Source organism: Komarekiella delphini-convector SJRDD-AB1, assembly GCF_014831675.1.
Lineage (GTDB): Bacteria > Cyanobacteriota > Cyanobacteriia > Cyanobacteriales > Nostocaceae > Komarekiella.
On record NZ_VJXY01000020.1, the window covers coordinates 83,581 to 109,901 of the forward strand.

General features: G+C 40.4%; 21 protein-coding genes. 10 read left to right on the forward strand and 11 right to left on the reverse strand.

Features of this window, described 5'->3' with window-relative positions; all coding sequences use genetic code 11:
- Positions 1 to 21: 21 nt before the first annotated feature.
- The gene (locus FNW02_RS18895) at positions 22 to 1,434 is read right to left on the reverse strand and encodes an isochorismate synthase (protein WP_191759046.1); all 1,413 of its coding nucleotides are present in this window, start codon (positions 1,432 to 1,434) and stop codon (positions 22 to 24) included.
- Positions 1,435 to 1,740: 306 nt separating this feature from the next.
- On the opposite strand from FNW02_RS18895, the gene menA reads away from it, so the two are divergent.
- From menA to FNW02_RS18910, 3 genes are all read left to right on the forward strand, one after another.
- On the forward strand, positions 1,741 to 2,637 hold the full coding sequence (gene menA, locus FNW02_RS18900; protein WP_191759047.1) for a 2-carboxy-1,4-naphthoquinone phytyltransferase: 897 nt from the start codon (positions 1,741 to 1,743) through the stop codon (positions 2,635 to 2,637).
- A gap of 108 nt (positions 2,638 to 2,745) precedes the next feature.
- Entirely contained in the window at positions 2,746 to 3,783 is a 1,038-nt protein-coding gene (locus tag FNW02_RS18905; protein WP_191759048.1) for an o-succinylbenzoate synthase, read from the forward strand.
- Positions 3,768 to 5,225 (forward strand): 2-succinylbenzoate--CoA ligase, encoded by a 1,458-nt coding sequence (locus FNW02_RS18910; protein ID WP_191759049.1) that lies wholly within the window; start codon positions 3,768 to 3,770, stop codon positions 5,223 to 5,225. The genes FNW02_RS18905 and FNW02_RS18910 overlap by 16 nt, the downstream gene beginning before the upstream one ends.
- Here the strand turns inward: FNW02_RS18910 and FNW02_RS18915 are convergent.
- The 4 genes from FNW02_RS18915 to FNW02_RS18930 all read right to left on the reverse strand — a co-directional run bounded on the left by FNW02_RS18915 (position 5,208) and on the right by FNW02_RS18930 (position 9,718).
- A complete protein-coding gene (locus tag FNW02_RS18915) occupies positions 5,208 to 5,654 on the reverse strand; it encodes an acyl-CoA thioesterase (protein ID WP_191759050.1) in 447 nt (148 codons plus the stop codon). The two genes, FNW02_RS18910 and FNW02_RS18915, sit on opposite strands and share 18 nt — an antisense overlap.
- A 264-nt stretch (positions 5,655 to 5,918) precedes the next feature.
- Positions 5,919 to 7,007, reverse strand: a complete 1,089-nt coding sequence (locus FNW02_RS18920) for a T3SS effector HopA1 family protein (protein ID WP_191759051.1) — start codon at positions 7,005 to 7,007, stop codon at positions 5,919 to 5,921.
- A gap of 263 nt (positions 7,008 to 7,270) precedes the next feature.
- Positions 7,271 to 8,503: a phosphotransferase family protein gene (locus FNW02_RS18925; RefSeq protein WP_191759052.1), complete on the reverse strand. Its 1,233-nt coding sequence runs from the start codon at positions 8,501 to 8,503 to the stop codon at positions 7,271 to 7,273.
- An 894-nt stretch (positions 8,504 to 9,397) separates the two neighbouring features.
- Complete coding sequence (locus tag FNW02_RS18930) at positions 9,398 to 9,718, reverse strand: TMEM14 family protein (RefSeq protein ID WP_191759053.1); 321 nt, start codon at positions 9,716 to 9,718, stop codon at positions 9,398 to 9,400.
- An 87-nt stretch (positions 9,719 to 9,805) separates the two neighbouring features.
- Between FNW02_RS18930 and FNW02_RS18935 the strand changes: the two genes are divergently transcribed.
- From FNW02_RS18935 to FNW02_RS18960, 6 genes are all read left to right on the forward strand, one after another.
- A complete protein-coding gene (locus FNW02_RS18935; RefSeq protein ID WP_191759054.1) occupies positions 9,806 to 11,167 on the forward strand; it encodes an ATP-binding protein in 1,362 nt (453 codons plus the stop codon).
- A 147-nt stretch (positions 11,168 to 11,314) separates the two neighbouring features.
- Positions 11,315 to 12,604 carry a tellurite resistance TerB C-terminal domain-containing protein gene (locus FNW02_RS18940; protein ID WP_191759055.1) on the forward strand — a complete coding sequence of 430 codons (1,290 nt, stop codon included), beginning with the start codon at positions 11,315 to 11,317 and terminating at the stop codon, positions 12,602 to 12,604.
- 96 nt (positions 12,605 to 12,700) lie between these two features.
- Positions 12,701 to 14,023, forward strand: coding sequence for an ATP-binding protein (locus tag FNW02_RS18945; RefSeq protein WP_191759056.1), 1,323 nt, complete (start codon positions 12,701 to 12,703; stop codon positions 14,021 to 14,023).
- A 195-nt stretch (positions 14,024 to 14,218) separates the two neighbouring features.
- Entirely contained in the window at positions 14,219 to 15,190 is a 972-nt protein-coding gene (gene phnD / locus FNW02_RS18950; protein ID WP_191759057.1) for a phosphate/phosphite/phosphonate ABC transporter substrate-binding protein, read from the forward strand.
- Positions 15,187 to 16,965, forward strand: coding sequence for a sensor histidine kinase (locus FNW02_RS18955; protein ID WP_191759058.1), 1,779 nt, complete (start codon positions 15,187 to 15,189; stop codon positions 16,963 to 16,965). Before phnD ends, FNW02_RS18955 begins: the two co-directional genes overlap by 4 nt.
- Before the next feature lie 210 nt (positions 16,966 to 17,175).
- Positions 17,176 to 17,949 (forward strand): FHA domain-containing protein, encoded by a 774-nt coding sequence (locus FNW02_RS18960; RefSeq protein WP_191759059.1) that lies wholly within the window; start codon positions 17,176 to 17,178, stop codon positions 17,947 to 17,949.
- Between the two features lie 33 nt (positions 17,950 to 17,982).
- On the opposite strand, the gene dacB is transcribed toward FNW02_RS18960, so the two are convergent.
- A complete protein-coding gene (dacB, locus tag FNW02_RS18965; protein ID WP_348535419.1) occupies positions 17,983 to 19,455 on the reverse strand; it encodes a D-alanyl-D-alanine carboxypeptidase/D-alanyl-D-alanine endopeptidase in 1,473 nt (490 codons plus the stop codon).
- 192 nt (positions 19,456 to 19,647) lie between these two features.
- Between dacB and FNW02_RS18970 the strand changes: the two genes are divergently transcribed.
- Positions 19,648 to 20,265, forward strand: a complete 618-nt coding sequence (locus FNW02_RS18970) for a hypothetical protein (RefSeq protein ID WP_191759060.1) — start codon at positions 19,648 to 19,650, stop codon at positions 20,263 to 20,265.
- 58 nt (positions 20,266 to 20,323) lie between these two features.
- Here the strand turns inward: FNW02_RS18970 and FNW02_RS18975 are convergent, their stop codons facing one another.
- From FNW02_RS18975 to FNW02_RS18995, 5 genes are all read right to left on the reverse strand, one after another.
- Positions 20,324 to 20,608: a tellurite resistance TerB family protein gene (locus tag FNW02_RS18975; RefSeq protein WP_191759061.1), complete on the reverse strand. Its 285-nt coding sequence runs from the start codon at positions 20,606 to 20,608 to the stop codon at positions 20,324 to 20,326.
- Between the two features lie 276 nt (positions 20,609 to 20,884).
- Positions 20,885 to 23,425: a penicillin acylase family protein gene (locus FNW02_RS18980; protein WP_191759062.1), complete on the reverse strand. Its 2,541-nt coding sequence runs from the start codon at positions 23,423 to 23,425 to the stop codon at positions 20,885 to 20,887.
- Between the two features lie 287 nt (positions 23,426 to 23,712).
- The gene (locus tag FNW02_RS18985) at positions 23,713 to 24,123 is read right to left on the reverse strand and encodes a response regulator (protein ID WP_191759063.1); all 411 of its coding nucleotides are present in this window, start codon (positions 24,121 to 24,123) and stop codon (positions 23,713 to 23,715) included.
- Positions 24,124 to 24,276: 153 nt separating this feature from the next.
- Positions 24,277 to 25,011: a Crp/Fnr family transcriptional regulator gene (locus FNW02_RS18990; protein WP_191759064.1), complete on the reverse strand. Its 735-nt coding sequence runs from the start codon at positions 25,009 to 25,011 to the stop codon at positions 24,277 to 24,279.
- Positions 25,012 to 25,294: 283 nt separating this feature from the next.
- On the reverse strand, positions 25,295 to 26,308 hold the full coding sequence (locus tag FNW02_RS18995) for a zinc-dependent alcohol dehydrogenase family protein (RefSeq protein ID WP_191759065.1): 1,014 nt from the start codon (positions 26,306 to 26,308) through the stop codon (positions 25,295 to 25,297).
- Between the last annotated feature and the right edge of the window lie 13 nt (positions 26,309 to 26,321).

Consider the following 26,321-nt stretch of genomic DNA (forward strand, 5'->3'; position numbering starts at 1 on the left):
TACTCCCATTGTTTCAGTAGTTCACACTAATGCTTTCAGTAAAGCCTGAAGTTTGAGTTGCACCTCTGCAAACTCTTTATCAGGATCAGAACCGGCAACGATACCAGCACCTGCGTAAAGTCTAGCGCGATCGCCATCTATCAGTGCTGAACGAATTCCGACAATAAACTCGCAGTTCCCCTCAGAGTCTATCCAACCTAGAGGCGCGGCATATAAACCCCTCTCAAAGCTTTCATAGCGCCGAATTTCGGCACAGGCAACATCTCGTGCTGCACCAGCAACGGCTGGTGTAGGATGCAGTTGAGCGACAATCTTTAACGGGTGTACGTTGGCAGGAACAATGGCGCTGATTGGTGTCCATAAATGCTGAATATTAGATAATTGTCGCAAGCGCGGGGCTAATACTTGAGGTAATACACCCAGTTGGGATAAGCGCTGAGTAATGAAATCAATTACTAGCAAATGTTCATGTCTTTCTTTTTCACTATTTAATAAACGATTGGCATTGGCAGCATCTTCAGCGGGTGTTTTACCTCGTGGTGCAGAACCAGCCAAAGCATCGGTGATTAACTGTTGATTATTAATACTAATTAATCGTTCTGGACTTGCACCAATAAAATTTTGCCCTTTACCATTACTTGTGGAAAAAATATAACAATTAGGATGTATTTGCCTGAGATTATTTAATGATTTGAATAAGTTAAAATTACTACTTGATCTCACATCTAGCGTATCTGCTAGTACAATCTTACTTAAATGACTAGAACGGATTTTTTCCAAAGCAGAAAATACTGAACGTTTAAATTGAGTTGCATTTGTGACGGATTTCTTACGGAAGTTTGCCGGAAAACAATCAATATGGGGATAAGATTCTAAAGACTGGAGAAATTCAATTTTTCCCCGCATAGTCTGCAATACTCTTTGAATATTTACGCTGGCATTGATAATTGTATTCGTTACTAATATACAACGCTGATTTTTCACAGCTACTTGCCAGCGTGGTAAGAAAACGGTAGCAGATGGAAATGGATAATCTGCTTGGGTATTTTTGTCAAAAAAGCTGAAATAACAAAAAAAGTGAGGCCCAGAAAAAGGTTGATTAGCGTTACCAAAGTTAATTATATTTTTTAGACAAGATTTGATAAAATACTCAGCTTTAGTAAAACGTTCTATGCCATCAATTTGTAATTTTGTTACAGTATCAATTGCCGCGATCGCTTCTCCTTTACCTTTATGCTCAAAGTAAAAATTTATTTCATTTACTTGTGTAAGTTTATTTAATACAACTAAAGGGTCAACCAAGTCAATCTCTTGAGAGATACTGACAATTTGCCTGCTATTATTTTTGAGGCACTTTTCTTGCACTGCTAACAGAAATTGATATAAATCTTTGTGCTCTACAAAGGAGTTACTACGACATGGTGAAACTGTCATGGATCTAAAGTAAATTTTTTTTAAGTTAACTTCCTAAAGTGTAATTAATCGTGGTCGTATTTCTACAGGTAACATATTAAGTCGCCATTTCACCAGCGTGTGGTTTGCCTTGTTTGTGGTGTTCCCAGACCATGACAAGCCAAGCTCAGTTTTGATCTGCAACATGAGGGTGAGTGTTAGTAACGCCAGGTTAAACAGCCATGATAAAATTAGCAGTTTTTTGTACCTCATTAGTATCTAGCGTCTCTGTAAATCATAAAATCTAACATGTGAGTAATATTCGGGTAATTTAATTAATCACGACTGATGACTACCAAGCAGATTTTATATCCCAACACTAAGTTATGGATGGCGGCGATTAAACCGCCGATGTACAGCGTTGCCATCATGCCCATTTGGGTAGGAACAGCAGTAGCATTTGCCGAAACTAAAATTTTTAATGGTGCAGTATTTTCTACTTTTGTAACTGCGGCAATTTTAATTCTGGCGTGGGAAAATATTAGTAATGATGTCTTTGATTCAGAAACAGGGATTGATCAAAATAAACACCATTCTCTGGTGAACTTAACCGGCAATAAATCATTAATATTTTGGTTAGGAAACTTGTGTTTAGGTTTGGGATTGCTGTGCATATTAGCGATCGCAACTTGGCAACAAGACCCAACTATCATTGGCATAATTCTGCTTTGCTGTGCATTGGGCTACACATACCAAGGGCCGCCCTTTCGCTTAGGATATCAAGGTTTAGGCGAGATTATTTGCTTTTTCGCCTTTGGCCCCTTGGCAGTAGCAGCAGCATATTACAGCCAAACCCAAACTTGGTCAATCACGAGTTTAGCAGCCTCAATAATTGTCGGCATTGTCACAAGTTTAATTTTATTTTGCTCACACTTTCACCAAGTAAAGGATGATATAGCCGCCGGCAAGCGATCGCCTATCGTTCGTCTAGGAACTGCAAAAGCTGCTCAACTCCTAATTTGGTTTACTGCTAGTATTTATCCCCTCACCTTACTGTTTGTACTATGGGGATTTTTTCCAGTTTGGACGTTGCTAAGTTGGTTGAGTTTACCCTTTGCCATCAAACTATGCCGTCATGTCCAAAAAAATCATCACCAGCCAGAAAAAGTTAGTAACTGTAAATTCATCGCCGTAGGCGTGCATTTCTGGAGTTGCTTACTATTAGGTTTGGGATTTATGCTTTAGCAACTTTAGAAATTGTGAGATTTATCTTGGTGGATGTCCTTAGTCATTAGTCCTTGGTTATTTGTAATTACAAAGGACAAATGACAAACAAATAACAAATGACATTTAGTGACTTACAGATTTAAATTTCGTCCCTATAGACGTAGGTTTGTGCAATCTTTAACTACTAGTCACGGCATTTGGGATATTCGGGATGGGATTATCCTCCAGCTTACCGATGAAACAGGTAGAGACAGTTGGGGAGAAATTGCCCCCATTAGCTGGTTTGGTTCCGAAACCATAGAACAAGCTTTAGATTTTTGTCGCCAATTACCAGAGGAAATTACAGACGAGACAATTTTCTCCATTCCAGATGAGTTACCCGCTTGTCAATTTGGCTTTGAGTCAGCGCGGGAGATGGGGAGCACAGGAGATGGGGAGCACAGGAGATGGGGAGCACAGGAGAATCCCGATTTCCCCTCTGCCCCTCTGCCCCTCTGCCCCCCTGCTTCTACCTCCCTCACCTACAGTGCCTTATTGCCCGCTGGGGAAGCGGCTTTAAGTCAATGGGAAATGTTATGGCAGCAGGGATATCGCACGTTTAAATGGAAAATTGGTGTGTATGCGATCGCTCATGAACTAGAAATTTTTAACATACTTACGCATAGCTTACCAGCTTCTACAAAACTACGATTAGATGCTAACGGCGGACTCAGTTATGAAGAGGCTAACTTATGGCTGTGGACTTGCGACAATCTCAAAGCAAATGAAGAAATATCCCTAGAAATTGAATTTATCGAACAACCGCTACCTGTTGAGCAATTTCAGGGAATGCTGGAATTGAGTATGTTTTATGGGACTGCGATCGCTTTAGATGAGTCTGTCGCCACATTTAACCAACTCGTCACCTGTTATCAACAAGGTTGGCGAGATATTTTTGTTATTAAGCCTGCGATAGTCGGTTCACCATCGCGGCTACGACAATTTTGCCAACAGCATAAAATTGATGCTGTATTTTCATCAGTCTTTGAAACTGCGATCGCAAGACAAGCAGCACTCCAACTAGCAGCAGAATTATCCCAACATAACAGAGCAGTTGGTTTTGGCATTAACCACTTTTTTGAACACAAAGAAACCTGGCTTCAAAGTCTATGGAACGACCTTTAGACTATCTTAAAAAACATGCTCATCACGATTGGCTGATTGGTCATCACAGCCTTCAGTTTCATAAAATAGCTGAAGAATTATATTTAGAACTAACACACTTATCAGCATGTGAAACGCCACCAAAAATTATCTTAGCTGAACGCGAACCAATAAAGTTTTTAGCAAGTTTTATTGCTGCTTGTGCAGCTCATTGTCCAGTTTTTCTCTGTAACCCCGACTGGGGAAAACAAGAATTGCAACAAGTCTTTGATTTAGTACAGCCAGACATTATTTGGGGACTGGGGACTAGGGACTGGGGACTAGGGACTGGGGACTGGGAAGAAAAGACTACCCCTTCTCACCTATCTCCCACTCCCCCACTCCCCCACTCAGCACGGGCTAAACGCCCCGCTACCGTTAACATCACTCAGCACTCATCACTCATCATGATTCCCACAGGTGGCTCATCTGGAGAGATTAAATTTGCCATCCATACTTGGGAAACTCTGATGGCATCTGTCCAAGGATTTACAGAATATTTTCAGCTAAAACAAGTCAACTCCTTTTGTGTATTACCGCTATATCACGTCAGTGGTTTGATGCAATTTATGCGCTCCTTCACAACCGGAGGACAGCTAGTTATTCTGCCATTCAAAACACTAGAATCTGGTCAAATACTCAATATTGAACAATCAAAGTTTTTCCTATCTTTAGTACCTACCCAGTTACAACGTCTTCTACAAAACTCAGAATTAACTGAGTGGCTAACCCAATTTCAAACTGTACTTTTGGGAGGTGCGCCAGCATGGAATGAACTGTTAGAAAAGGCGAGATTCCATTGCATCCGCTTAGCACCTACATACGGTATGACAGAAACAGCTTCCCAAATTGCCACCCTCAAACCTGATGATTTTCTCAAAGGTCAAATAAGCAGTGGTCAGATTCTCCCTCATGCTCATGTAACAATTTGCAATCAGCAAGGCGAAATTTTAAATTCAAATCAAATAGGAAATATTATTATTCAAGCTAAATCCTTAGCTATTGGTTATTATCAAACTGATAAAATACAAGATTATTTTCAAGTAGATGACTTAGGTTTTTTAGATAACCAAGGTTATTTAAATATTGTTGGGCGTAGTAGTGATAAAATTATTACAGGTGGTGAAAACATTTACCCAACAGAAATTGAATCAGCGATATTAGCAACTAAAACGGTTGCTGATATTTGTATTATTGGCATACCAGATAAACACTGGGGTCAAGCATTAACAGCTATTTATACACCTCAAAATCCAAATATCTCTACCTTAGAAATCCAAATCCTACTCAAAGACAAACTCAGCAAATTTAAAATCCCCAAACATTGGATTTCCTTGCAAAGCTTACCCCGCAACTCCCAAGGTAAAATCAACCGCCAGCAGCTACAGCAAATAGCCACAAAATTTCTAAATAACCTCTCTTGATTTTCTTCTCTCTGCGCCCTCAGCGTCTCTGCGGTTCGTTTCTAACCACCGAATAATCTCATTTGGCAATTCCTGCTTACTTCTACTACTCACCTCAATACAAACGTGTCTAGTAATTGCCTTAGCAACAACTACATCATCAACTGAAATTTCGTAAGCAATTTCAAACTTATCAATACCTAATTTTTGGGGCATTAAGCTAACGGCTAACTTATCACCGCAAAACATTGGGCGCAAAAAATCAACATTAGCATGAACAATTGGAAAAGCTACAGATGAGCCAGTGAAAAAACCTTTGATATTAATACCTGATGTTTCTAGAGATTCTTCGTAAGCTTCATGACAAATACCCAAAACATTAGCAAAATAAACTACCCCAGCAGCATCAGTATCTTGAAAGTGAACTGTTCGATTATGAGTGAAAGGCATCTTTCAAAATTTAAAGCATAAAAATAGCAGATAATAAACCTGCTCTACAATTTTACTGTAACTACAGTTATTAATTTAACGGTTATCAGTCAAGATAATTGGGTTTAAGGAGAACCACTAAGGGGGCGAGTACTTCCAACTGAAAACTAATAATCCAAAGCCGATTAGTGGCAGGTGCTATCTGGCAAGTTTAAATCCCCCACCATCCGCCTTGGTAACTGTTTACTGTTTACTGTTTACTGTTTACTGTTTACTGTTTACTGTTTACTGATTTAAAGGGTAATATATATCTTCAGAACTGGGATTTAGATAAGGATGCTGCAAATCAATTGAGTGCTGGGCAAAGTGTTGGTCAATTACCCTCATCCGCTCCTCCATTGCATTCTTACCTTTTTGCCAAGCCTCCAACAAAGCATTAGCGACAATTTGACAACGGTTCATCCCAAAACTCTCTTGCGCCGCAAATTTTTGGGTTGGTTCCTCAGCTAAACTCAATCCTGGTGCTAAAAACTTTGTGAACAAGGGTATATCGGTTTGAAAATAGGATTGATGTTCAGCATAAACAGCCTGTAGAATTTCGCGGATGGCTGGATAGTCGTGGAGTTCAAAGAAGAGTACCCCTGAGTCATAGCGTTCGTATGCAGAAGGATTGTAAAGAACCTGAAAGCTAAAAGGAATAGCAGCAGCATTTAGTTGCTGAGTTAGGCTTTTCATGAGCGCGATCGCACCAAATGGTGTGAAATTAAAATAGATTCTCCCTGCTCCCAAATCCGCATCTGGGTTTTGCCGTTCTTGTCCAACATTGCTAACCGCTACATAACAACCGTTTTGCAGTCGATTTTTGGGCATCCAGATGGCTACTAACTCGCCTGGTTTAGCAGATTTAATATTAGGTTTTAAATGGCAGTCTGGCTCAACATAAAGTGTCAAACCGCCTTTAGTCACAGCCATACTCCCATCAGGTTCTTGCCGCAACACCCGCCAACTAGGGTCAAAATAACCGATACCATGATTACACTCGTGCAGTTGCTCGTAAAATTCCCAATCAATTCCCAAGGCAGAATCGTTTTCTAAATTATGGCACTGCTTGTGATTTGTAATTTCCTTATTGACTGCCAAAGTAGTTTGCAGCGAGCCATTGTAATAAATTCCATAGAGAAAGTTTCGCAATAGCAGAGTGAGATACTTATGCTGCAAAGCCGAGGGGGTTTGCTGAAATCTGTCAGCTACTTTAGTCGGCAGAGCAAAGGGTTGGTAGTTGGGATGGTAAATACAAAAATTTGACTCAATCTGGATATTGGTAACAATGTCGAATAGTGTAGTTAGCAGTTGATTGGTGGAAGAATCTAGCATTAATAAATTCAGAACTCAAAACTCATAATTTATAATCAAACAACCACTCTGTGGCAAATATATTTGTTGTTTAACAGATTACTTAAAAAAGTATAATCTAGGATTTACACCACAGATAAATTATTAATATTTATTTGGATAAGCCTATTGTTTTATTATTGGAAAACATTTTAATTTTTCCTGAAGTTTAATTTCCTTAAAAATAGCATACAGAACAATTCAAAATATCCAAATTATCTTTTAAATTGTTCTGCTATATGCTATTAGCAACCACGCAGCCGAGTTTTTTCATAATAAATGCGAAGTACTTGCTGCTCTTTTTCTGGCTGAGGAACTTTATGAAAGTTTCCCACAGTTTTGAATATTTCTGACTCGGAAATACCAAAAATAGTCAGTACAGATTGCTCAGGCATAGTGAGCAAACTTTTCGCGACTTGAAGCATACAGATGTCAGCATTATCAAAGTATTTGCGGCACGTAATCATGTCTTGAATTTGATGAATCAGTGCCAGTCCAGCAAATTGAATAACGCGCAAAATAAAATCACGACGGTACTCCAAAATCATGGGAAAAGCATTGAGATAAGCTCTAATTAGAGCAACTATTGAAGGTTGTAGAACCTCTAGAGGTGTCATCGCCAAATGCAAAGATTCTTCTAATTCAATGGTAGGGTCTACCACGAGACTAGATAACCAAATTTCTAAATAGCTTGCTAGTAAAGTTCCTAAATCAAATGCCGGATCTCCCCAAGAGCAGGCTTCCCAGTCAATTAGTCGCACCAGGCAATTGTCTAGCTGCTCCCACCTGGAATGAACCAAAATGTTATTTAACTTTAGATCGTTATGTGTTAAGCAGCAAGGCTGCCACTCATTTGCTAAATCAGCAATTGCTGATTCTAAACTCTCGTAGCGCTGATAGAGAACATAAAATTTCAGCGCATCAGTGGGAACTGTACCAAAAATCTCTGGACTAATTGACCCTATTCCTTGCGCTGGATTGTAATAGCCATAGCGAAACTGTCCTTGAGGAGCAGTTGCCATGAAATCACTATATTCTCGGCGGTTGAAGGTTGCGCGATGCAGCCCAGCCAGAGTAGTGCCAATAGCGGAGGCAATTTCTAGTGGAAAAATATCATTTCTGTGATATACTCTCCCAAGTTCCAGATAGTCATTGAGGTAATTGCGGACAAGGATAGAATTTTCCTCATCAAAGTGCAGCACTAGTGATGCGATCGCAGAAATGTTGCCTAAAACCGGAAACTGTTGAAGTAACTGATGAAATAGCCACTCATTAAAAAACTCGTGGGGCATTCCATCATTGTTAATGCTACGTTCTTGTTTAACCAGCAGTTTACGGTTATCTGCCAGAGTCACCAGTAAATTGCAATTCTTACTATCTGGTAACTCAGATTCATTTGCTGCTCCATCTTCTGAGCTACACAGACCTGCATCTTGCAAATACTGGATAACGTTATGAGAAGACAGTGATAATACCATGTATTATTTCCTAGTTCCTAAAATAGCGGAGAGAATCACCTATATCGGGATTGGCTTAGCTTTAGCCGTTTTCGGTAGATAGCAACTAGTGTGTGAATAACAATAACGATTGGTACGATCTACTAATATCCCATCTGTCTGATAAAAACCTGCCAAAATGGCACGAAACCCTTCACTTTACCTTTAAAATTTGCTCAAAGATACCATCAATTCTTTACATTTTTCAGCATAGTTACTTGTATCCATCTAGAGTAGAGTTTTATCAGATATTAACGTCACCACAAACAAAATTATTAGCAGTAAGTGTTATTTGTTATTAGGTATTCATTGGCAAATGAAGATATTTGCTTTTCTTGAACTGATGAAAACATGTAGTACTAATAACAATTATGTCAGCTTATAAACAGCGAAAAATCTCAGAGTTCCTTCGCATCAAAAAGCATGACATTTAACCCTATTATTTTTATTGATCATCACAAAGCTAAGAAAACCGGATATTTTAGCCAGAGAATAATTAATTTTTTTTCATATTTTACTATTTGCTACCTTGACGCCTCAGTAATATAGCCAAGTGCTGAAGTGCGGTAGCAGGGCATTTAGCCCGTGCTGAGTCCAAAGCCGATTAGTGGCAGGCACTATCTGGCGGGTTTAAATCCCCCACTATACGCCGTCAAGACTGTTGACTGTTTACTGTTGACTGTTGACTGTTAAGGGAAACCACTAAGGGGGCGCTCACTTGCAACTGAAAACTAATAACCCAAAGCCGATTATCTAGCGGGTTTAAATCCCCCACTATACACCGTCAAGACTGTTGACTGTTGACTGTTTACTGTTCTGACTCCTTTCTACTTCTTTATCAAACAAAAGCAGGATAGCTGTTACCGCAAACTGATGCTACCTTAAGACAACAATTTGATTTAACATTACCGCCAGTGTCAGCATACCCAAAATAGTCATCAATCCCGCAGGCATAAACTTACGTGTTTTAATCAGCCTAAAAGCAAAAACAACTACTAAAACACTAGTAACTAATACTGCTAAAATTAAAGCCCAAGGTTGTCCTTGGAGTTGAAAATAAGCGGCAAAAATTAGTAATAATCCACTAATGCTGCCACTGATGAGCGAAACTTGACTATTAGCCTGAATGTAACCAATAATGCCACCAGTGATCGCTAAAATACCGTAAGCAAGAGTAGCAATTATACCTAAATACATTGTTAAAACCTATGTAGACTTTGACTTTACTGCCAGGGTCAGCAGACAATTTACCATAGCTGTTTAGCTAAATCACCCAGTTGATTGATGGATAATCAAGCGATGCCAACGGCAAGTACTTCCTCCTACACAAAGGTTCAATTTCTCCAGCGCCAAGCAGCGTCACTTTTACTGTACCAATCTGTCCTCCAAGGCGAAGTAGGGGTGGCATTTCTTGACCTGTTGCAAGCTATACGTTACACTGATGCCGATGCGCGGGGTTGCCTGCAAGCCTACGGTACTTACTTCCACGCTTTGGCTGCTAGAAATCAAAATTGGGAGGACTACCTAATTACTCAAATTCTCATCTCAGAGAACCCTTTTACAAGGATGTCTCAACAGCGAGAATTTGAAGATTTGCCCCCAGCTTTAGTAACAGCTGTTCAACATGATTTACAAATATTGCAGAGTCTTTATGAATGTAGCAGCGCTGCTTTGAGTGAGTGGGTACAAATCGTAGCTCATCTGCCAATTTCACCAGTTGTTTGGTATCAAGACTTGAAAGAGGTAGGAGTAGGCACAAAATTCATTGCATCTCTACAACATTTAGAAAATTGGGGTAATGCTGTAGAAGATTTAGCAGCTTATTATCGGCAATTTGGCTCAGGTTTATTTGCTGAATATCGCGCTCTCCGCTGGCAATCTGGGCAGTTTATCGGTATTCCGTATTACGATCCAGTTAAAGTTACTACACTTGTAGGTTACGAATCTCAGCGAGATGCTTTGCTCAAAAATACAGAGTTTTTATTATCAGGAGAAATGGCACTGCATGTATTACTTTACGGTAGTCGCGGTTCGGGAAAATCTTCTTTGGTGAAAGCTTTATTGAATGAATATAGCCATCGCAACCTCCGCTTATTGGAAGTGACAAAATCTGATTTAAAAGATTTACCAAAAATTGTAGAACATCTGCGGGGAGTGTCACAAAAATTTATCATTTTTGTCGATGACCTTTCTTTTGAAGAAGATGATGATGCTTTTAAAGCCCTCAAAGTAGTTTTAGAAGGTAATTTAACAGCGCGACCTCAAAACGCAGTTGTGTACGCCACCTCCAACCGTCGTCACTTGATTCGAGAGTTTTTTGTCGATAGACCTGCTCCTAAAGATCACGAAGAAATCCATGCATGGGATACTATGCAAGAGAAGCTTTCATTTAGCGATCGCTTCGGTTTAACCTTAACCTTTGAACCAGCTGATCAGAAAACTTATTTAAAAATTGTCAGGCATCTAGTAGCACAAGCTGAAATTAATATTAAACCAGAAGATTTAGAATATCAAGCATTACAATGGGCAACTCGTCACAACGGTCGTTCTGGTCGCACAGCACGGCAATTTGTTGATTTTTTAAAAGCAGACTTAGCACTATCTAGTGCAAATAAAAATACATCTGATACACAAACTGAAAATTAATTTGCTGGTGATTTAAATTTTTTGTTATTTATAAAACAGTCTTATGCACAAATACTTAAAATCGGAGATTTCAAAACAACTATGTAAGGAATAATGACCTTAATAACTACTTATTCTGATAACTTAAATACCTTAAAAATAAGCAATATGCAATCAGTAATGGTAAGCAATCGATTTATCCTAGGCATAGTAGCCTTCAGTGTGAGTTTTGGACTCAGCCTCGTCCCAAGCTGGGATTTCAATAAAGCCTTTATCACAGGTGTAATTACAGTACTCGCTACATATACAGCAGCGTTATTTGTAGACAAGCGACGTAGAAATCATGAAATGCTTGTTTTAGGTTCTCTCCGCAAACGAATTAAGGAGATGGAGGGATTGAAGTTCCGTATTGTCAGAGAAATCAACCAAATAGAAGAACATCGTAGTTTATTATACGCAGAATCGAAGCAACTGCAAAATCAAGTCACAGAATGCCGTAATCAAAGGGATAGTCTCAATCGAGAGTTAAGCACTTTTGCAGGACAAAGAAAGCAGTTAGATGCTGAAATCAACAACCTGAAAACTGAACTTTATAATCTTGATAAAAGTAAAATAGAACTGAACAATTCTTTTTCTACTCTTACAGCTGAAAAACGTCGTTTAGAGTTGAATTATAATACATCTCGTGCTGAAATCACTCAGTTACAAACTCAAATTTGTGAACTCCAGCAAGAAAAACGAGAACTTGAAAGCAATTTAACTCTGCTAGGTAGACTCAAACCTCAATTAGAAGAAAAATTACACGAACTGCGAATCAAAATTCAAGAGCTAGAAACTGAGGCCACTAAAGAAAATCAATTATTAGTAGCTACAACCAATGCTAGAGCAAATATAGAAGCTAGCCTGAATTCTTTTCAAACTCAAATTGTGTCTCAGAAAGTTGAACTCAATCATTTACAAGAGCAAATCACATTATTGCAAGAAGAACGAGATCTTTTGCAAAATCAAGTTTGGGAATTACTCCAACAAGTAGAAACAATTAATCCGCCGGAAACTTTGCCTGAAGACGCACAACGAGATAATCTTGAATTGTTTACTTTTTCTGAATTAATTGAACCCTTAGAACTAATAAATACTCAAGTCGATATCTCAGAAAATTTACCTGATGAATGGAATAATTTTCTAGAAAAACTACCAGGGCATGAAATGCAAGTATTAAAAGCTATAGTCGAGCAAGATAATCCCAAAATAGCTATTAAGCAAATTGCCGAAGCAAATATTACCATGCCAAATCTATTAATCGATTCTATAAACGAGCGGGCAAGTGATACTATTGGTGAATTAATAATTGAGCCTAATTTGGACATTCCAGAAGTTTATCAAGAGCATATCACAAATGTTAGAAAAATGATCGAAATGTATGAAATTCTCGTGGCTAGACATGCCTCATCAAATTAAATTATTCTTGCCGTTGTTAGATTATTAGTGAGGTGAGCATAAGCCCTAACTTCTGGCTAAGCGCCTCTGCGTTTTAAATAAAGTGAGATGTAATAAATGGCAAAGCTCAAACTCTCGAAAAAAATATCTACTGCCTTAATAAATTCTCTTGGTGCGGGGGTAGTGCCAAGAGTGGGAGTTGAACATATAGCAGTAGGTCGAGAAAAGGAGCTTCAAAGCCTATTACAAAATCTTGACGACATTGCAGAAGGTGTAGCGTCATTTCGTTTTATAATTGGTAACTACGGTTCAGGCAAAAGCTTTCTGCTGCAAATGATTCGTAACCGTGCTATGGAGCAAGGGTTTGTAGTAGCTGATGCTGATTTATCTTCCGAACGCCGATTGGCAGGAAGTAATAATGAAGGTGTAGCAACCTATCGAGAACTAATGAGCCGCCTAGCTACAAAAACTCGTCCTGATGGTGGTGCTTTAGTCTCGATTTTGGAAGGATGGATTAATAAAATTCAACAAGAAGTAGTTCAAGAAACTGGAATGCGTCCCAATGATGATGGTTTTGATGACCGAGTTGAAGCCAAAATTAGGGAAGTAGTCCAGTATATTGAAGACTTAGTTCACGGGTTTGATTTTGGCAGCGTTATTATTGCGTATTGGCGTGGCTATCGGTCAGATGATGATGAATTGAAAAACGCTGCAATGCGCTGGTTTCGTGGAGAATTTAGTACTAAAACTGAGGCAAAAGCAGCCTTGGGAGTACGAGTCATTATTGATGATGATAGTTGGTATGACTACATTAAATTATTCGCTAAATTTGTGGCTGAGATTGGTTATAAAGGACTTTTAGTGTTACTTGATGAAGCCGTACATATATACCAAATATCAACTACAGTTACTCGTGAAAAAAACTATAACAGACTTCTAGCAATGTTTAATGACACTATGCAGTGCAAAGCAGAACATCTTGGCATTGTTATCGGTGGAACAACTAAATTTTTAGAAGACCCCAAACGAGGACTTTTTGCAGACCAAGCTTGGCAAAGGCGTACAAAAGAAAGCCGTTTTGTCACACAAGCTGGTGTTCAAGAATATTTAGGGCCAGTAATTCGGCTAAACCCGTTAAGCGAAGTAGAAATCCTCACGCTTTTGCAGCGTCTAACTGAGATTCATGCTGTCAATTTTGGGTATGACAAAGTTTTGACAAATCCTGAGTTAAAGGAGTTTGTCCAAGAAATTGTCAATCGCTTGGGTGCAGAAGCATTACTTACGCCAGGGGAAATTGTACGGGATTTTATGAGTTTGTTGAATATTATTCATCAAAATCCAGGAATTTCGTTTGGTGAATTAATTCATGGCTCTAAATTTAAACCTACTGCTGCGGGGAAAGATGTGGATGAAGATAATGCAGCGGAGTTTAGTTTGTGATTAATTGTTATTTTTTATAAATTATTATTGAAGACCTTTTAGATTTGCCATTTGACCAGTTGATCCCCTCAAAACTGTGATTTTGATATTGCTTTAGGGAAAAATATATTTAGTCAAGGACTGAGTAAACAGGCAGCTGAGCGGTCATGTACAGTCCTGGAATTTTTGAGCTGTCTATACTTTGAATTTAATTTTATGCAGAAGTGCCTAGCAGCGCAGTGGCTCATCGCCAGACATTGCCTATTCCGCAAAAGCAGAGTTTTGACTTTAGCAGTGGTTGTAGCGCTACTAGGCGCAGGCTGTACTGGGAAAATATCTAGCAATCATCAGTCTATTGGCGATCGCGTCTCAGTTAGTAACACAAATAACTTATCTACCTTAAAAATTGGCGTGTTGCCTACGCAAAGTCAGGTAGAGCAAGAACGGATGATTAAACCGTTGGATGAATACCTGGAAAAAGCGCTAAAGCGACGTGTGGATTTCCAAGTTGCTAAGGATTATAAAGAAGTCGTTGATTGGCTAGTAGAAGAAAAAGTAGATATGGCTTATGTCGGAGCTGTGTCTTACTTTGAGGCTTTGGAGCGTGGTGCTGAAGTTGAACCGTTAATTGCGCCAATTGATAAGTACACAGGACGACCGTGGTATCGGGCTGCAATTATCGTGGAAGCTAACAGTTCCATCAAGAAGTTGCAAGACTTAAAGGGTAAGCGAATTGCTTTTGTCAGCAAATCATCTACCTCTGGCTATCTCATGCCGATCGCAGCATTTAAAAAGCTTAAGATTAACCCTGAGCAGGACTTTGCCCAAGTCATTTATCCTGGTAGCCACGCTAAAAGCGAAGCGGCGCTGGAAAATGGACTTGTCGATGCAGTCGCCACAAATATCCCGTCCTACATGAAACGGCAAAAAATCGGCAAGCTCACATCTGCTAACTCCAGAGTCCTTTGGGAGTCTGCTCCTGTTCCCCATTCGCCAATGCTGGTTTCCAAGAAACTCTCTCCTGAGTTGATCCAAGATTTAAAATGGGCATTCCTCAACATACCCGATGGCATTGAGGATATTGTAGGGACTGAAGTAGGCGGATATACCTTAGTTGGGGATGCAGACTATGCACCTATTAAGCAACTTCGAGTAGAACTTAACTTGAACTTCGAGGCGGCGAAATGAAAATCTCAACTAAGTTTATTGCTTCTTCTGCTGTAGTTACTGCCTTAATGACTGTCGTTGTGGGTGGGAGTACCGTCTTACGAAATCAAGCTGATAAATCTATCCACCAAAAGTTTGAGAAAAGCAGTCGCATGATTGAAGTGGCACTTCAATCAGAGATTGATTTAACAAATGAAATTATTATACTCAAAGACTATGTGTTACTAAAAGACCGATATTTAGATATAGAAAAATATCAAACTAAGTTTCTGGCTGACATCAACGAGCTAGAACGTTTGATGCCCCAGGCTCCAGAGCTAGACGCAATTGTTCGTCGTCATCAGTTTCTTGTTCGCTTAGCAAGTGAGCTAGCTGATCCAATTGATACTTTATCTGAAACTTATTTAGCTGATTCTCAACAGGATTTCAGAGCAATCAATGCTTTTAACAGAGATATTGACTTCTTTTTAACTAAGCTGATTGATCGCGCCCGTCAGCAAGAGTTCCTAGCCGAGCAGGAATTGGCACAACTTCAACGAACTTCACAAATGGTGTCCTATGCGATCGTGATTTTTATCCTTCTTGTTCCTGTCGGTAATTTTGTGCTGATTTTGCTTCCGGTGATCAGATCTCTAGGAAAGTTACAGCGAGGAGCTCAAACAATTAGTGCAGGTAACTTGGACTACTGCTTGAACTTGCAAACAGGTGATGAAATTGAGCAACTGTCGCATGAATTCAGCCGCATGGTAGCAAAACTGGCTAAATCCCACAGCGTATTAGTGGAGCGCAGCAGTGAATTGACTAAATTAAACCACAGCTTAGAAAACGAAATTAGCGATCGCGAACGCGCACTTCGTGAACGCAAACAAGCACAAACAGAACTCCAGCAAACCCTGCATGAACTCCAAAGCACCCAATCGCAACTAATCCAAACTGAAAAGATGTCCAGTCTAGGTCAGCTTGTAGCAGGGGTGGCACACGAAATTAATAACCCCGTTAACTTTATTCATGGCAACATCACTCACGCTAGTCAATACACACAAGATTTACTAGAGCTATTGCACCTTTACCAAGTAGAGTTTCCCAATCCAGGGGATGAAATTCAGGAAAAGCTTAAGGACATTGACTTCGAGTTTTTACTAGATGACCTGCCCAAAATTCTCAGTTCCATGAAAATGGGATCTGTGCGAATCCAACAGATTGTCTTGTCTTTACGCACCTTCTCTCGTCTGGATGAAGCAGATATGAAAGAGGTCGATATTCACGAAGGTATTGATAGTACCCTGCTGATTTTGCAAAATCGACTCAGAGCTAAGCCGGAGCATCCCCAGATTCAAATTATCAAAGAATATGGGCAGTTGCCTTTGGTAGAGTGTTACGCAGGGCAGTTAAATCAGGTGTTTATGAATATTATTAATAATGCGATCGATGCCCTTGAGAGTCACAATGATCAGCGTTCTCTCGAAGACATTCACACTCATCCCAGCAAGATTACAATTTGCACCCAACTTATCAGCAATAATCAAGTGTTAGTACGAATTGCTGACAATGGCCCAGGTATAACTGGAGAGGTTCAGCAGAAGTTGTTTGATCCATTTTTCACAACTAAAGCTGTCGGTCAGGGAACAGGTTTGGGCTTATCCATTAGCTACCAGATTATTGTGCAGAGACACTCTGGAGTGCTGGGGTGTGAGTCAGAACTGGGGAAAGGAACCGAGTTTTGGATTAATATTCCCTTGCATCAGCAAAAGAAACAGCAAATCTGCAAAACTGAATTGGAAACAGTGCAAGCGTAGACATGGTAAACGTTAGAGGCGGATTATTGGAGAGTAGTCCTTGTTGTCAGACATCGCTAGATTTGGTAGATTTATCTTCTTCACCTGTTGGTAATTTCTAATTATGCTAAGTTTGAGACATTAAGTCGAGATTTACCCGGTTATTGTCAAAACAACGATATTACCTAAGCACAAATCAAACTTGAGAAATTGCTCCTCAAAAAACAAGCCATGCAAAATTTCAATACATTCAACACTACAAGGCTGAGTTTAGAGCTGTTTCATGTGCAGACTAACACTGCTTTTGATTTACCACCGAATCTTGCTGTAATCCGCGTTGGTAAACCAAATGATCCAATTTTCCCAGATATTGATATTTCCAGTTTGCCAAATGCTGATTTAGTTTCTCGTATTCATGCACAGATTCAGCTAGATGGAAGTAATTACTTCATTGAAGACTTGGAAAGCTCCAATGGCACATTTCTCAACAACACTAGGCTAAAGCCTAGAACTCCTTATCAAGTGAATTTAGGAGATAGAATAGACCTCGGTCAAGGAGGTAAAGTAACATTTATACTTCAAGCTAAGCCACAATATCAACAAAATCTTTCGTCTACTACAATTCAGTTTCAAGACGCTGAAAACCAAAGAAAAACTTCAGTGGATAAGACAACCAAGCTTGTAGGTTTAGCTTTGATGGTTGCAGGAATTGTGATTTTAACTGCAAGTATTCGAGTTGGGATATTTTTTCGTATTCCTGGTATCTTGCTATGTTGTGCCGGGGTTTTTGTTCTTTTACAACGACGTATTAACCCTAACTTAGGATGGATTTTAATAGCCCTAGGAATTGCTGTAATAGCTTTTACTGGTAATGTATTCGCGTCGGTTAATCTTTTTGTGATTTTGGTATCATCTGCTTTATTATTTGCTGGATATCAATTTTTTACGACTGGGAAAATCTTGGATTATGATTTGCGATCGCTCCAGGGTTTAATTAAGAAGTAGCTCGTTTAGCGATTAATTTGCTCAAATTGAGTATTAACAACGCTGCAACTGCGTTAATAACACAACAATTTCATCAATTGCTTGCCGTACAACTGTTGCTGGCTGTTCCGATTGATTGACAATAATACTGAAAACCAACGGCTCATACCTCAGCGCATTTACATATCCAGATAGGGAAACCACACCCGTCATAGTGCCTGTTTTTGCTTGCACAATGCCTTCAGCAGGTGTATTACGAAAGCGATTTTTCAGAGTACCGCTTTTACCTGCAACAGGTAAAGATGCACGATACACAAATGCTGCTGGTGTTCTCGCTATTCCTCGCAAAGTTTGTACAAAAGCTTCTGGAGTCGCTAAGTCACGACGTGATAACCCCGAACCATCCACCAAAACATAATTTGCTGGATCAACTCCCAATTGAGTTAAACTCGCCTTAACAACTTCTAACCCGACATCAGCACTAGTTTGATTTTGCACTCTTGGTTTTCTCACAGCTAATGCTCTCAGTAATGCCTCAGCATAAAGATTATTACTATTTACATTCGTCTCTAATAACAATTCAGATAAAGGTGGCGACTCTACAGCTGCAATTTCCTGTTTATTAGTACCACCAGTTAGTACGAATGTTTGCCCCAAGGTAATTTTTTCTGTTACCAAAGCATTACGAAAGCGCCGTAAGAAGTAATAATTAGGGTCAACTATAGGCAGATTGAGTAAATATGGTTCAGAATTTGCTGTTAGTTGTCCTTGAATTCGCAATACTGTTCCTGATAAATCACGGGTAAAATTGATATTAGTTGGTTGATTTTGTTCAACTGTAACTGACTGATTAATTGTCCGCCATTGTTTCGCCTCGTTAACATCATCCCACACAATTTTTGATACTTTACCTACAGTTTGCGGTACAAGCTTCAAGCTAAAAATATTTTGATTTAGAATAAAACTGCTGACTGGTGCGCCATAATCTGACTGCAAATCTTCCCATTGCCAAGTAGGGTTAACAATTTCTCCTTGAATATAACTATCATCGGCAATCAACTGTTTAATTTGAATAATACCTTTCTGTTTCAACTGCTTTGCTAAATCTTGTAAGTGAGTATCATTTAAACTGGGATCTCCCCTACCAATAACACGCAAAATACCATTGCCATTGTCATAAATTGAGGTACGAAAACGAAAATTGCCACCAAGCTGTTGCAATGCGGCAGCTGTTGTCAGCAGCTTGGCATTAGAAGCTGGAGTAAAATATTTCTGAGCATCTCGATTGTAAAGAGTTTGCGCGGTTGTAAGTGGTTGTACTAAAATACCCCAACGGGCCCGACTAAATAGAGGACGATTGATTACAGCATCTATAGCTGTTCCCAGTTGGGCAGAGCAAATTGATTTTGTGGGAGTTGTCGGCGCGATTTGAGTTTGTGCTTTGGCAATTCTAGAACTAAATGCTATTTGAGTAGACAAGAATAACAGTAAAAAACTCAGTGGTTTTTTAAATGCATTAAATTTCACTAAATACCCCTTCTGCCCATGATAGATTTTCTCAGCTTAACCTTGACTTCTTTGTTAAAACAGAAGTTGCTAAGTATACTGACTCAATTTGTCTAGAAAAGATGCCGATATATTTGAATACTTAAGCAGTCCATTATAAAATTAAAAGGTAACAAACCTGCATTTATAAAAATACGAAATCGAGGCAACGGTGTGAGTACATTTCTGTCTGGTGTGGCTGTATTACTATCTAGTTTAGCTTTAGTATGTGGTGGCTATGCAGCTTACGAAGTTTTTGCACTGCGACAGACGCTAAATACTATTAACAATAACATAGGTAGTAATACTGCTCCCGCGCCAACTTCTACTGAAAAATCAATTTCCTCAGAACCAATAGCATCCCCATCCCCAGATCAAACGACATCAGCAACCGCTACTACTTCATCAATTCAGCCTGGTCAATTTGTACAGCCGGCTTTTGGCACTAAGGCAGAAGTGGAGTTACTTTCAGCAAAACGGATTAAAGATCCAGAATCTGGAAACCGTGATGTAGTAAATGTGCAAATGCGTATCCGTCGCAAGGCGACAGACAGAGTTAGTGGTAGTGATATTATATCGATCGCTAGTACGACAGCTCGTAATCCCGAAACTAGCGAAACCTACAAAGGAGTTGCCGCAGATCGCTCAACAGGAGGCGTTGCTTTGTATCCACTACGTCCAAATGCCTCGGCTGATGCTTATATTTGGGTAAGAGTTCCCGATGGTGTCAAAAACCTGGATATTTTTGTACCAGATACAGCCGCATTTAAAAATGTACCAATTTCTAACTAAACAATAGATTTCTTGCAAAAATCGGAATAAACAGATGAACATAGATAAATATCTGTGTTTATCCGTGTACCCTGCGGGAAGCCGCTGCGCGTCTACATCTGTGGTTAGATTTATCTTCTAGCAAGCTGGCGACTTTCTGTATCAATTCTTCAAAATCTTCATCAGAGTAATCCCCAAATTGGAAAACGCTACCTAGCATTTCACTTAAAGCATATTCTTCTTCTATGGTTATGCCTTCACCATCAGCAGTTGCAGACAACAGTCCAATAACTGCGATCGCAACTTCTGGTTCTAGAGCAACTGAACTAGTACTACGGCCTTTGAGCAAATTGCGTTTAGACATAATGAGTCTTTAAAAGTTACGTGATAGCTGAAGAAGTAATCCCTTGCGGTTTAGATAACTTCCTCGATTTAGGATTCCCAAAAAAATAGGGAAAAATACAAATGCTTTTGCTTGTTAATATGATTTTTTTACAAAAAAAACGCAGAGGATACGTACTTCTGTGGATAAAGTGGGAATGTTTCTTTAATTGGTACAATAAATATTGATGGACTAGTTGTTGCGATAAATGTGCCAGGAAGTACAAATAGCTCCCCTGCTCTCTTCGCTCACCGTGGTCTATTTACCTGAAAACTGCCGTAACTTGAGTGTTGCAGCAGTTCTTGCGACAATTGTCTTTTGTTTCCACAGCATAGGGTGATATTCAATCTTACCCCAAGGGTCAACCATATCAGCGTAGTGTTGATGGAACGCATGACCTGACTGTCCAGGGGTGTGAATAGCTAATGAGTTATCCAAATTGTCCAAATCTACAATCATCCGCATAGAAGGAATATCAGTCACTTCAAAGGATTTGTTTGCCCTCCAACGGTTAGCGTTCACAGTTTCCCCATTACCCGCAGTCGCAAAGGAACCACGATTAAACAAAGCTTCAATCGGTGCAACTCCAGATTTCCCTAACGTGCCATTGCGAAAGGTGATGGTATGTAATTTACTCCAGTTCCAATTTTTTGGGTCTTTGCTTTGAAGACGTTCAAGTTCGTCCACGGCTTCTGTGAAAGCTTGTCGGAGAATTTGGTCGCGGTTCTCCACTGTTGCGGTGTTGCGATTATCCCACCAAATACTATTAGGCTGTTTAGCAAGATTTTTGATCACAGCGTACCAGCGATCGCCACCATCGGGAAAGTACTCTTGAGGTAACTGATCGTGGAAGGTATCAGCTAGCAAGTACTTCCAGAATACCTCAAATAGGGCAGCAGCAGGCGATGTCATTCCTAGTTGCAAATCCCAATCTAGTAGTAGTTTCCGGGCTGCTTCCTGGCGGGGAGTATTCAGAGAAATAGTTTGCAGCAATGGCACTAGCATCTGTGCATTCAAATTTCGATTGTCGCCCTGCATCTGCTGCACATAGTCTAGAGAAATTGGCTGGCTTTGCTGTTCAATCATTTCGACAATGCGCTTTGCCCGGTAGCCATAAACCCAGTCTGTAGTAATTAGATAAGGATATTCACTTGCTACCAAATTATTGGCGGTAGCAATATAGCCTTGGGGTGGATTGAAACTTCTGGGTAACTGCTCAAAGTCAATATAGCCTTGCCACTCATATTCATCAGTCCAACCAGGAACGGGATAGCGTCCTTCTCCTTTTGCGCGGATGGGGAATTTCCCAGGCAATTGATAGCCAATATTGCCTTCGATGTCTGCATACACCAAATTCTGAGCAGGAACATCAAAGTTTTGAGCAGCGGCGCGGAACTCTTGCCAGTTTTGAGCGCGATTTATCTGCCCGATTGAATACGCCAGTTTAGATGGTTCTAATGCTGTCCAACGTAAAGCTACAGAATAGTTTTGGGGTAGTTTGACTCGCTGATTTTGATAAAACTGCTTCAAATCGGGTGAAACATCAGAGAGAATTGGCCCATGTCTGGTATAGCGGACTGTTTGGACAATCGGCTGACTCCCTGAAACTTGAATTGTCTCTTTCACCAATTGCATATCTACCCATTTGCCGTTAACCTCATACTGGTTAGGATTATTTGGGTTGATTTTCTCGATGTATAAATCCATTACATCAGATTGTACATTGGTGACACCCCAGGCAATGCGATCGCTATGACCGACAATCACTCCCAACATTCCCGCAAAGGAAAAGCCAGTAACGTTGTAAGGACATTCTGCATCCTTGGTTGTACAGTGCAAACCAACCTCATACCAGATAGAAGGTATCTGCACAGCCAAATGAGGGTCATTCGCCAAAATAGGCTTACCTGTAGCTGTACGCCCACCAGATATTACCCAGCTATTAGAGCCAATACCTACTCCCGTACTCCCTATAAGTTCTTCCAAAGCCATCATTGGCCTAGTAATTGACTTCAAGACTGTGGTAATTTCCTCCCCAGTCTCCCTAGCCTCCCCAGCCCCTCTACCCCTCTGCTCCCCAGCCCCTCCTCCTCGGAACCCAGGCAAAATCACTGGTAAATCTTCAGGATATGGCGGAAACAATTCTTCCACTTGAGCAGGAGTAAGAGTTTTGAGCAAAATCGTACGTTCAATTTCACTCTCAAAATTTCTACCCAAGTCGTAAGCCATCACTTTGCCCCAAGTCAGGGAATGTAGCGGTTGCCAAGGTTCTGGTTTATAACTAGGATTCAAGAATTGCAGTACAGCGTATTCCAGACTCAGGGCGCTACCTTGACGCTGCGCCAGATAAGCATTTACCCCGTCAGCATAGGATTGCAAATTTGCCTTCATCTCTGCATCCATTTGCTGGATTTCTTGCTGCGCCACCCTTGCCCAACCCATTGTCCGCAGATATCTGTCAGTTTCTACTTGGGAGGAACCAAACATTTCTGCCAGTCGCCCAGAACCGAGATGTCGCCAAAAATCCATTTGCCAGAAACGGTCTTGGGCATGGATGTAACCTTGCGCCATGAATAAATCGTGCGAGTTAGCAGCCCAAATATGAGGAATTCCCCAGTTGTCGCGCTGGACAGTTACTTCCGCTTTAATTCCAGGTATTTGAATCGTGCCACTCTCCACAGCAAAGGATTGGCGCACAGTATAGGTGGCAAATCCTACCAGTGAAAACCCCAGCACTAGTAGCACAATCGCGGTGATTTTGAGCCTTTTACGCAACCAACCTTTTCTGGAGCTTTTCATGTGTAGGTGTCGCAGCATCGTTATTGAAATCACGCGACATTATACCGCTTAAAGCAGCACAGGCTTGCTTTTTGGTGCTGGGGCTGGGGATTAGGTGAATAAATAATTAATACCTAATCTCAAATACTCATTAGCCAATATAGCGATTCTCATTTGAATAAGTACATGTGTAGGGACACGGCAATGCTGTGTCCCCACGAGTATCTGTGTTCATCTGTGGTTAATTATCTTTTTTCTGTACCTTAACCCATGCGGGAATCGCCGTAATACCCAATCCCCAGTCTCCTTTACGCGTATTGTTTGAGTCCAGCCAAATCAGCAACTACACAGGTTAACTTTTCCAAGTCAATTGGTTTAGATAAATATATTTGAAAACCTGCAACAAGTGCATGTATGCGATCTTCATCGCTAACAGATGCCGTCAGAGCAATAGCTGGAATCTTCCTTCCTCGCCCTGCTTCCAGATTTCTCACCTTCCTCAATAATGAGTAGCCATCTTCATCTGGTAAGCAAATATCACTTATCAGGATATCTGGTTTAAAAAATGACATGACTTCTAAAGCTTCACTTGCCGAAGCAGCTGTTACAATCTCTGCTCCGTCCAATTCAAATAGAAAGGTTAGTAGCGTCCTCGTATCAGGGTCGTCATCGACAACGAGCAGGCGTAGACCTTTAAAAAACATGGACTCGTTAGACATTTTCTTACGACCGTGTAGTTTTAATACTTGGAGTAGCAATTACATCACAATGCACACACTTAATAAATGGCATAATAATGTCACTTTGTTCTAGAGTAAATCTAATCACTTCCGTGAGTCTGTCCGGTTTCGTACATAGAGGTACAGAAAAATTTATTTAGAATTGTGCCCAGGTTTATTGTTGAGTAAGCGAGTAAATTCGCTTTGTATGACCCGATAACACTCACACGAGGTAGCTTCCAAATCTTCTCGATTCACTATGCTAATTTTACCACGGTTGTAACTGATCATGCCGGCGCGGCTAAGGGTGCTAGCTGCTACTGTGACACCAGAGCGACGTACACCGAGCATCTGAGCAATAAATTCTTGAGTGAGCGGAAAATTCTCTAATTGTAAACGGTCATTAACTGTCAGTAGCCAGCGAGCCAGTCGCTCCTCTAGTGTGTGAAGACGGTTGCAGGCAGCTCCTTGTGCAACTTCAGTGTATCTAGCTTGGACATAGCGCAGTAGGAGAGTTTGAAGGTATCCACCTCTATTGAACTCGCTTCTAAGTATATCTGCATCTATCCGCATAGCACTGTCTGCAATCTGCACGATCGCTGTTGTGGTTGTTGTGTTACCTCCTAAAATTATCGGGATACCCACCATGCCCTCATTACTTACTACACCGACTTCGACTGTAGAGCCATCTTCCATAGTGGTGACAATAGAAATCACTGTCTGATGCGGAAAATAGGCATGTGTAATTGGTTCTCCTGACTCATAAATTACTTGGTCAAGTGGGAGCGAAACCAACTTCAAGTGCGGGATAAGACGCTCATACTCAGAGTTAGGCAGAGCTGCAAGCAGCCTATTTACTGGCTTCTGAAGGGGATTATTTACTGACATTAGGATTCTCCTTAACGTAGTCACCTTGAGGCAACAAATATAGCCAACTTTAGAAAAGGCAGATCAAGGCAAAAGGAGAAAAATTAAGTATCTAATCCTGATGTCAAAAGGTGTATTCCCTAAAGAAATCATCCGATAAAAATTTATAATTTTATAGTTTTTTCTTTAATTTAACATACTCTACTGGCTTCTATGTCTTGAATACCAAAATTACCTGATTTATCAGTGTTCAATTTTCAGCCAATATATCAACAACTTGCCCTGAATTTTGGCAATACGATAATTATTCAAGCTGAATTACCACTTTACCGAAGTGAGCAGCACTTTTGAGATAACGATAAGCTTCCTGTGCTTCATTAAAGGGGAAAACTCTATCAATAATCGGCTTAATTTGATGCTTTTGCAGCACTTGATTCATCGCCTCAAACATTTCCCGACTGCCGACGTAAATACCTTGAACTGTTAAACTTTTGAAGAGTATTGGCATGGGGTCAATATCATTTCCTCTGTCTGATAATACACCAATCAAGCTAATACTTCCGCCAATGCGAACTGCTTGTAGTGATTTTGGTAAAGTGCCTGCACCGCCTACTTCTACAACATGATCTACACCCGTGCGATTAGTCAGTTGGTAAACTTGCTTTTCCCAATCTGGTGTTGTTTTATAGTTAATCGTCTCGTCAGCGCCAAGTTGTTGCGATCGCCTCAATTTCTCATCACTGCTGGAAGTAGCAATGATTCTAGCACCATGTATCTTGGCAAACTGGAGTGCAAAAGTTGAAACTCCCCCTGTACCGAGCAACAAAACACTATCACCTGTGCTAATATTGCCCTTTGTTACCAATGCATGCCAAGCTGTAACGGCTGCACAGGGCAAGGTTGCACCTTCTGCGTAGGATAGATAATCAGGTAATATTATTAAACCATCTTGGTGGAGTACAACATATTCAGCCAACATGCCATCGATACCGCCTCCCAAATCCGATTTTGTATGCTCTTTGGTTAAAGAGCCAGAAATCCAGTTTTGGAAGAAAATACCAGCAACGCGATCGCCTATTTTCACCCGTGTGACGCCTTCTCCTACTTCCACAACCTCCCCGACACCATCAGACATGGGAATCAGTGGATATTTCAGCCCAGAACCGTAGGCTCCCTCAGTCACAAGCAAATCGCGGTAATTCAGCGATGTTGCTTTTACTTTAATCAAAACTTGACCCGCAGTGGGTTTTGGTTCAGGGCGATCAACTGATACCAGAGCATCAATCCCTGTAGTACTCTGAACTTCGTAAGCTTTCATAGACAGGATTTAC

Coding starts and splice junctions, on each gene's coding strand:
- FNW02_RS18895 (WP_191759046.1), bottom strand. CDS start 1,434: ATGACAGTTTCACCATGTCGTAGTAACTCCTTTGTAGAGCACAAAGAT.
- menA (WP_191759047.1), top strand. CDS start 1,741: ATGACTACCAAGCAGATTTTATATCCCAACACTAAGTTATGGATGGCG.
- FNW02_RS18910 (WP_191759049.1), top strand. CDS start 3,768: ATGGAACGACCTTTAGACTATCTTAAAAAACATGCTCATCACGATTGG.
- FNW02_RS18915 (WP_191759050.1), bottom strand. CDS start 5,654: ATGCCTTTCACTCATAATCGAACAGTTCACTTTCAAGATACTGATGCT.
- FNW02_RS18920 (WP_191759051.1), bottom strand. CDS start 7,007: ATGCTAGATTCTTCCACCAATCAACTGCTAACTACACTATTCGACATT.
- FNW02_RS18925 (WP_191759052.1), bottom strand. CDS start 8,503: ATGGTATTATCACTGTCTTCTCATAACGTTATCCAGTATTTGCAAGAT.
- FNW02_RS18930 (WP_191759053.1), bottom strand. CDS start 9,718: ATGTATTTAGGTATAATTGCTACTCTTGCTTACGGTATTTTAGCGATC.
- FNW02_RS18935 (WP_191759054.1), top strand. CDS start 9,806: ATGGATAATCAAGCGATGCCAACGGCAAGTACTTCCTCCTACACAAAG.
- FNW02_RS18940 (WP_191759055.1), top strand. CDS start 11,315: ATGCAATCAGTAATGGTAAGCAATCGATTTATCCTAGGCATAGTAGCC.
- FNW02_RS18945 (WP_191759056.1), top strand. CDS start 12,701: ATGGCAAAGCTCAAACTCTCGAAAAAAATATCTACTGCCTTAATAAAT.
- phnD (WP_191759057.1), top strand. CDS start 14,219: ATGCAGAAGTGCCTAGCAGCGCAGTGGCTCATCGCCAGACATTGCCTA.
- FNW02_RS18955 (WP_191759058.1), top strand. CDS start 15,187: ATGAAAATCTCAACTAAGTTTATTGCTTCTTCTGCTGTAGTTACTGCC.
- FNW02_RS18960 (WP_191759059.1), top strand. CDS start 17,176: ATGCAAAATTTCAATACATTCAACACTACAAGGCTGAGTTTAGAGCTG.
- FNW02_RS18975 (WP_191759061.1), bottom strand. CDS start 20,608: ATGTCTAAACGCAATTTGCTCAAAGGCCGTAGTACTAGTTCAGTTGCT.
- FNW02_RS18980 (WP_191759062.1), bottom strand. CDS start 23,425: ATGAAAAGCTCCAGAAAAGGTTGGTTGCGTAAAAGGCTCAAAATCACC.
- FNW02_RS18985 (WP_191759063.1), bottom strand. CDS start 24,123: ATGTCTAACGAGTCCATGTTTTTTAAAGGTCTACGCCTGCTCGTTGTC.
- FNW02_RS18990 (WP_191759064.1), bottom strand. CDS start 25,011: ATGTCAGTAAATAATCCCCTTCAGAAGCCAGTAAATAGGCTGCTTGCA.
- FNW02_RS18995 (WP_191759065.1), bottom strand. CDS start 26,308: ATGAAAGCTTACGAAGTTCAGAGTACTACAGGGATTGATGCTCTGGTA.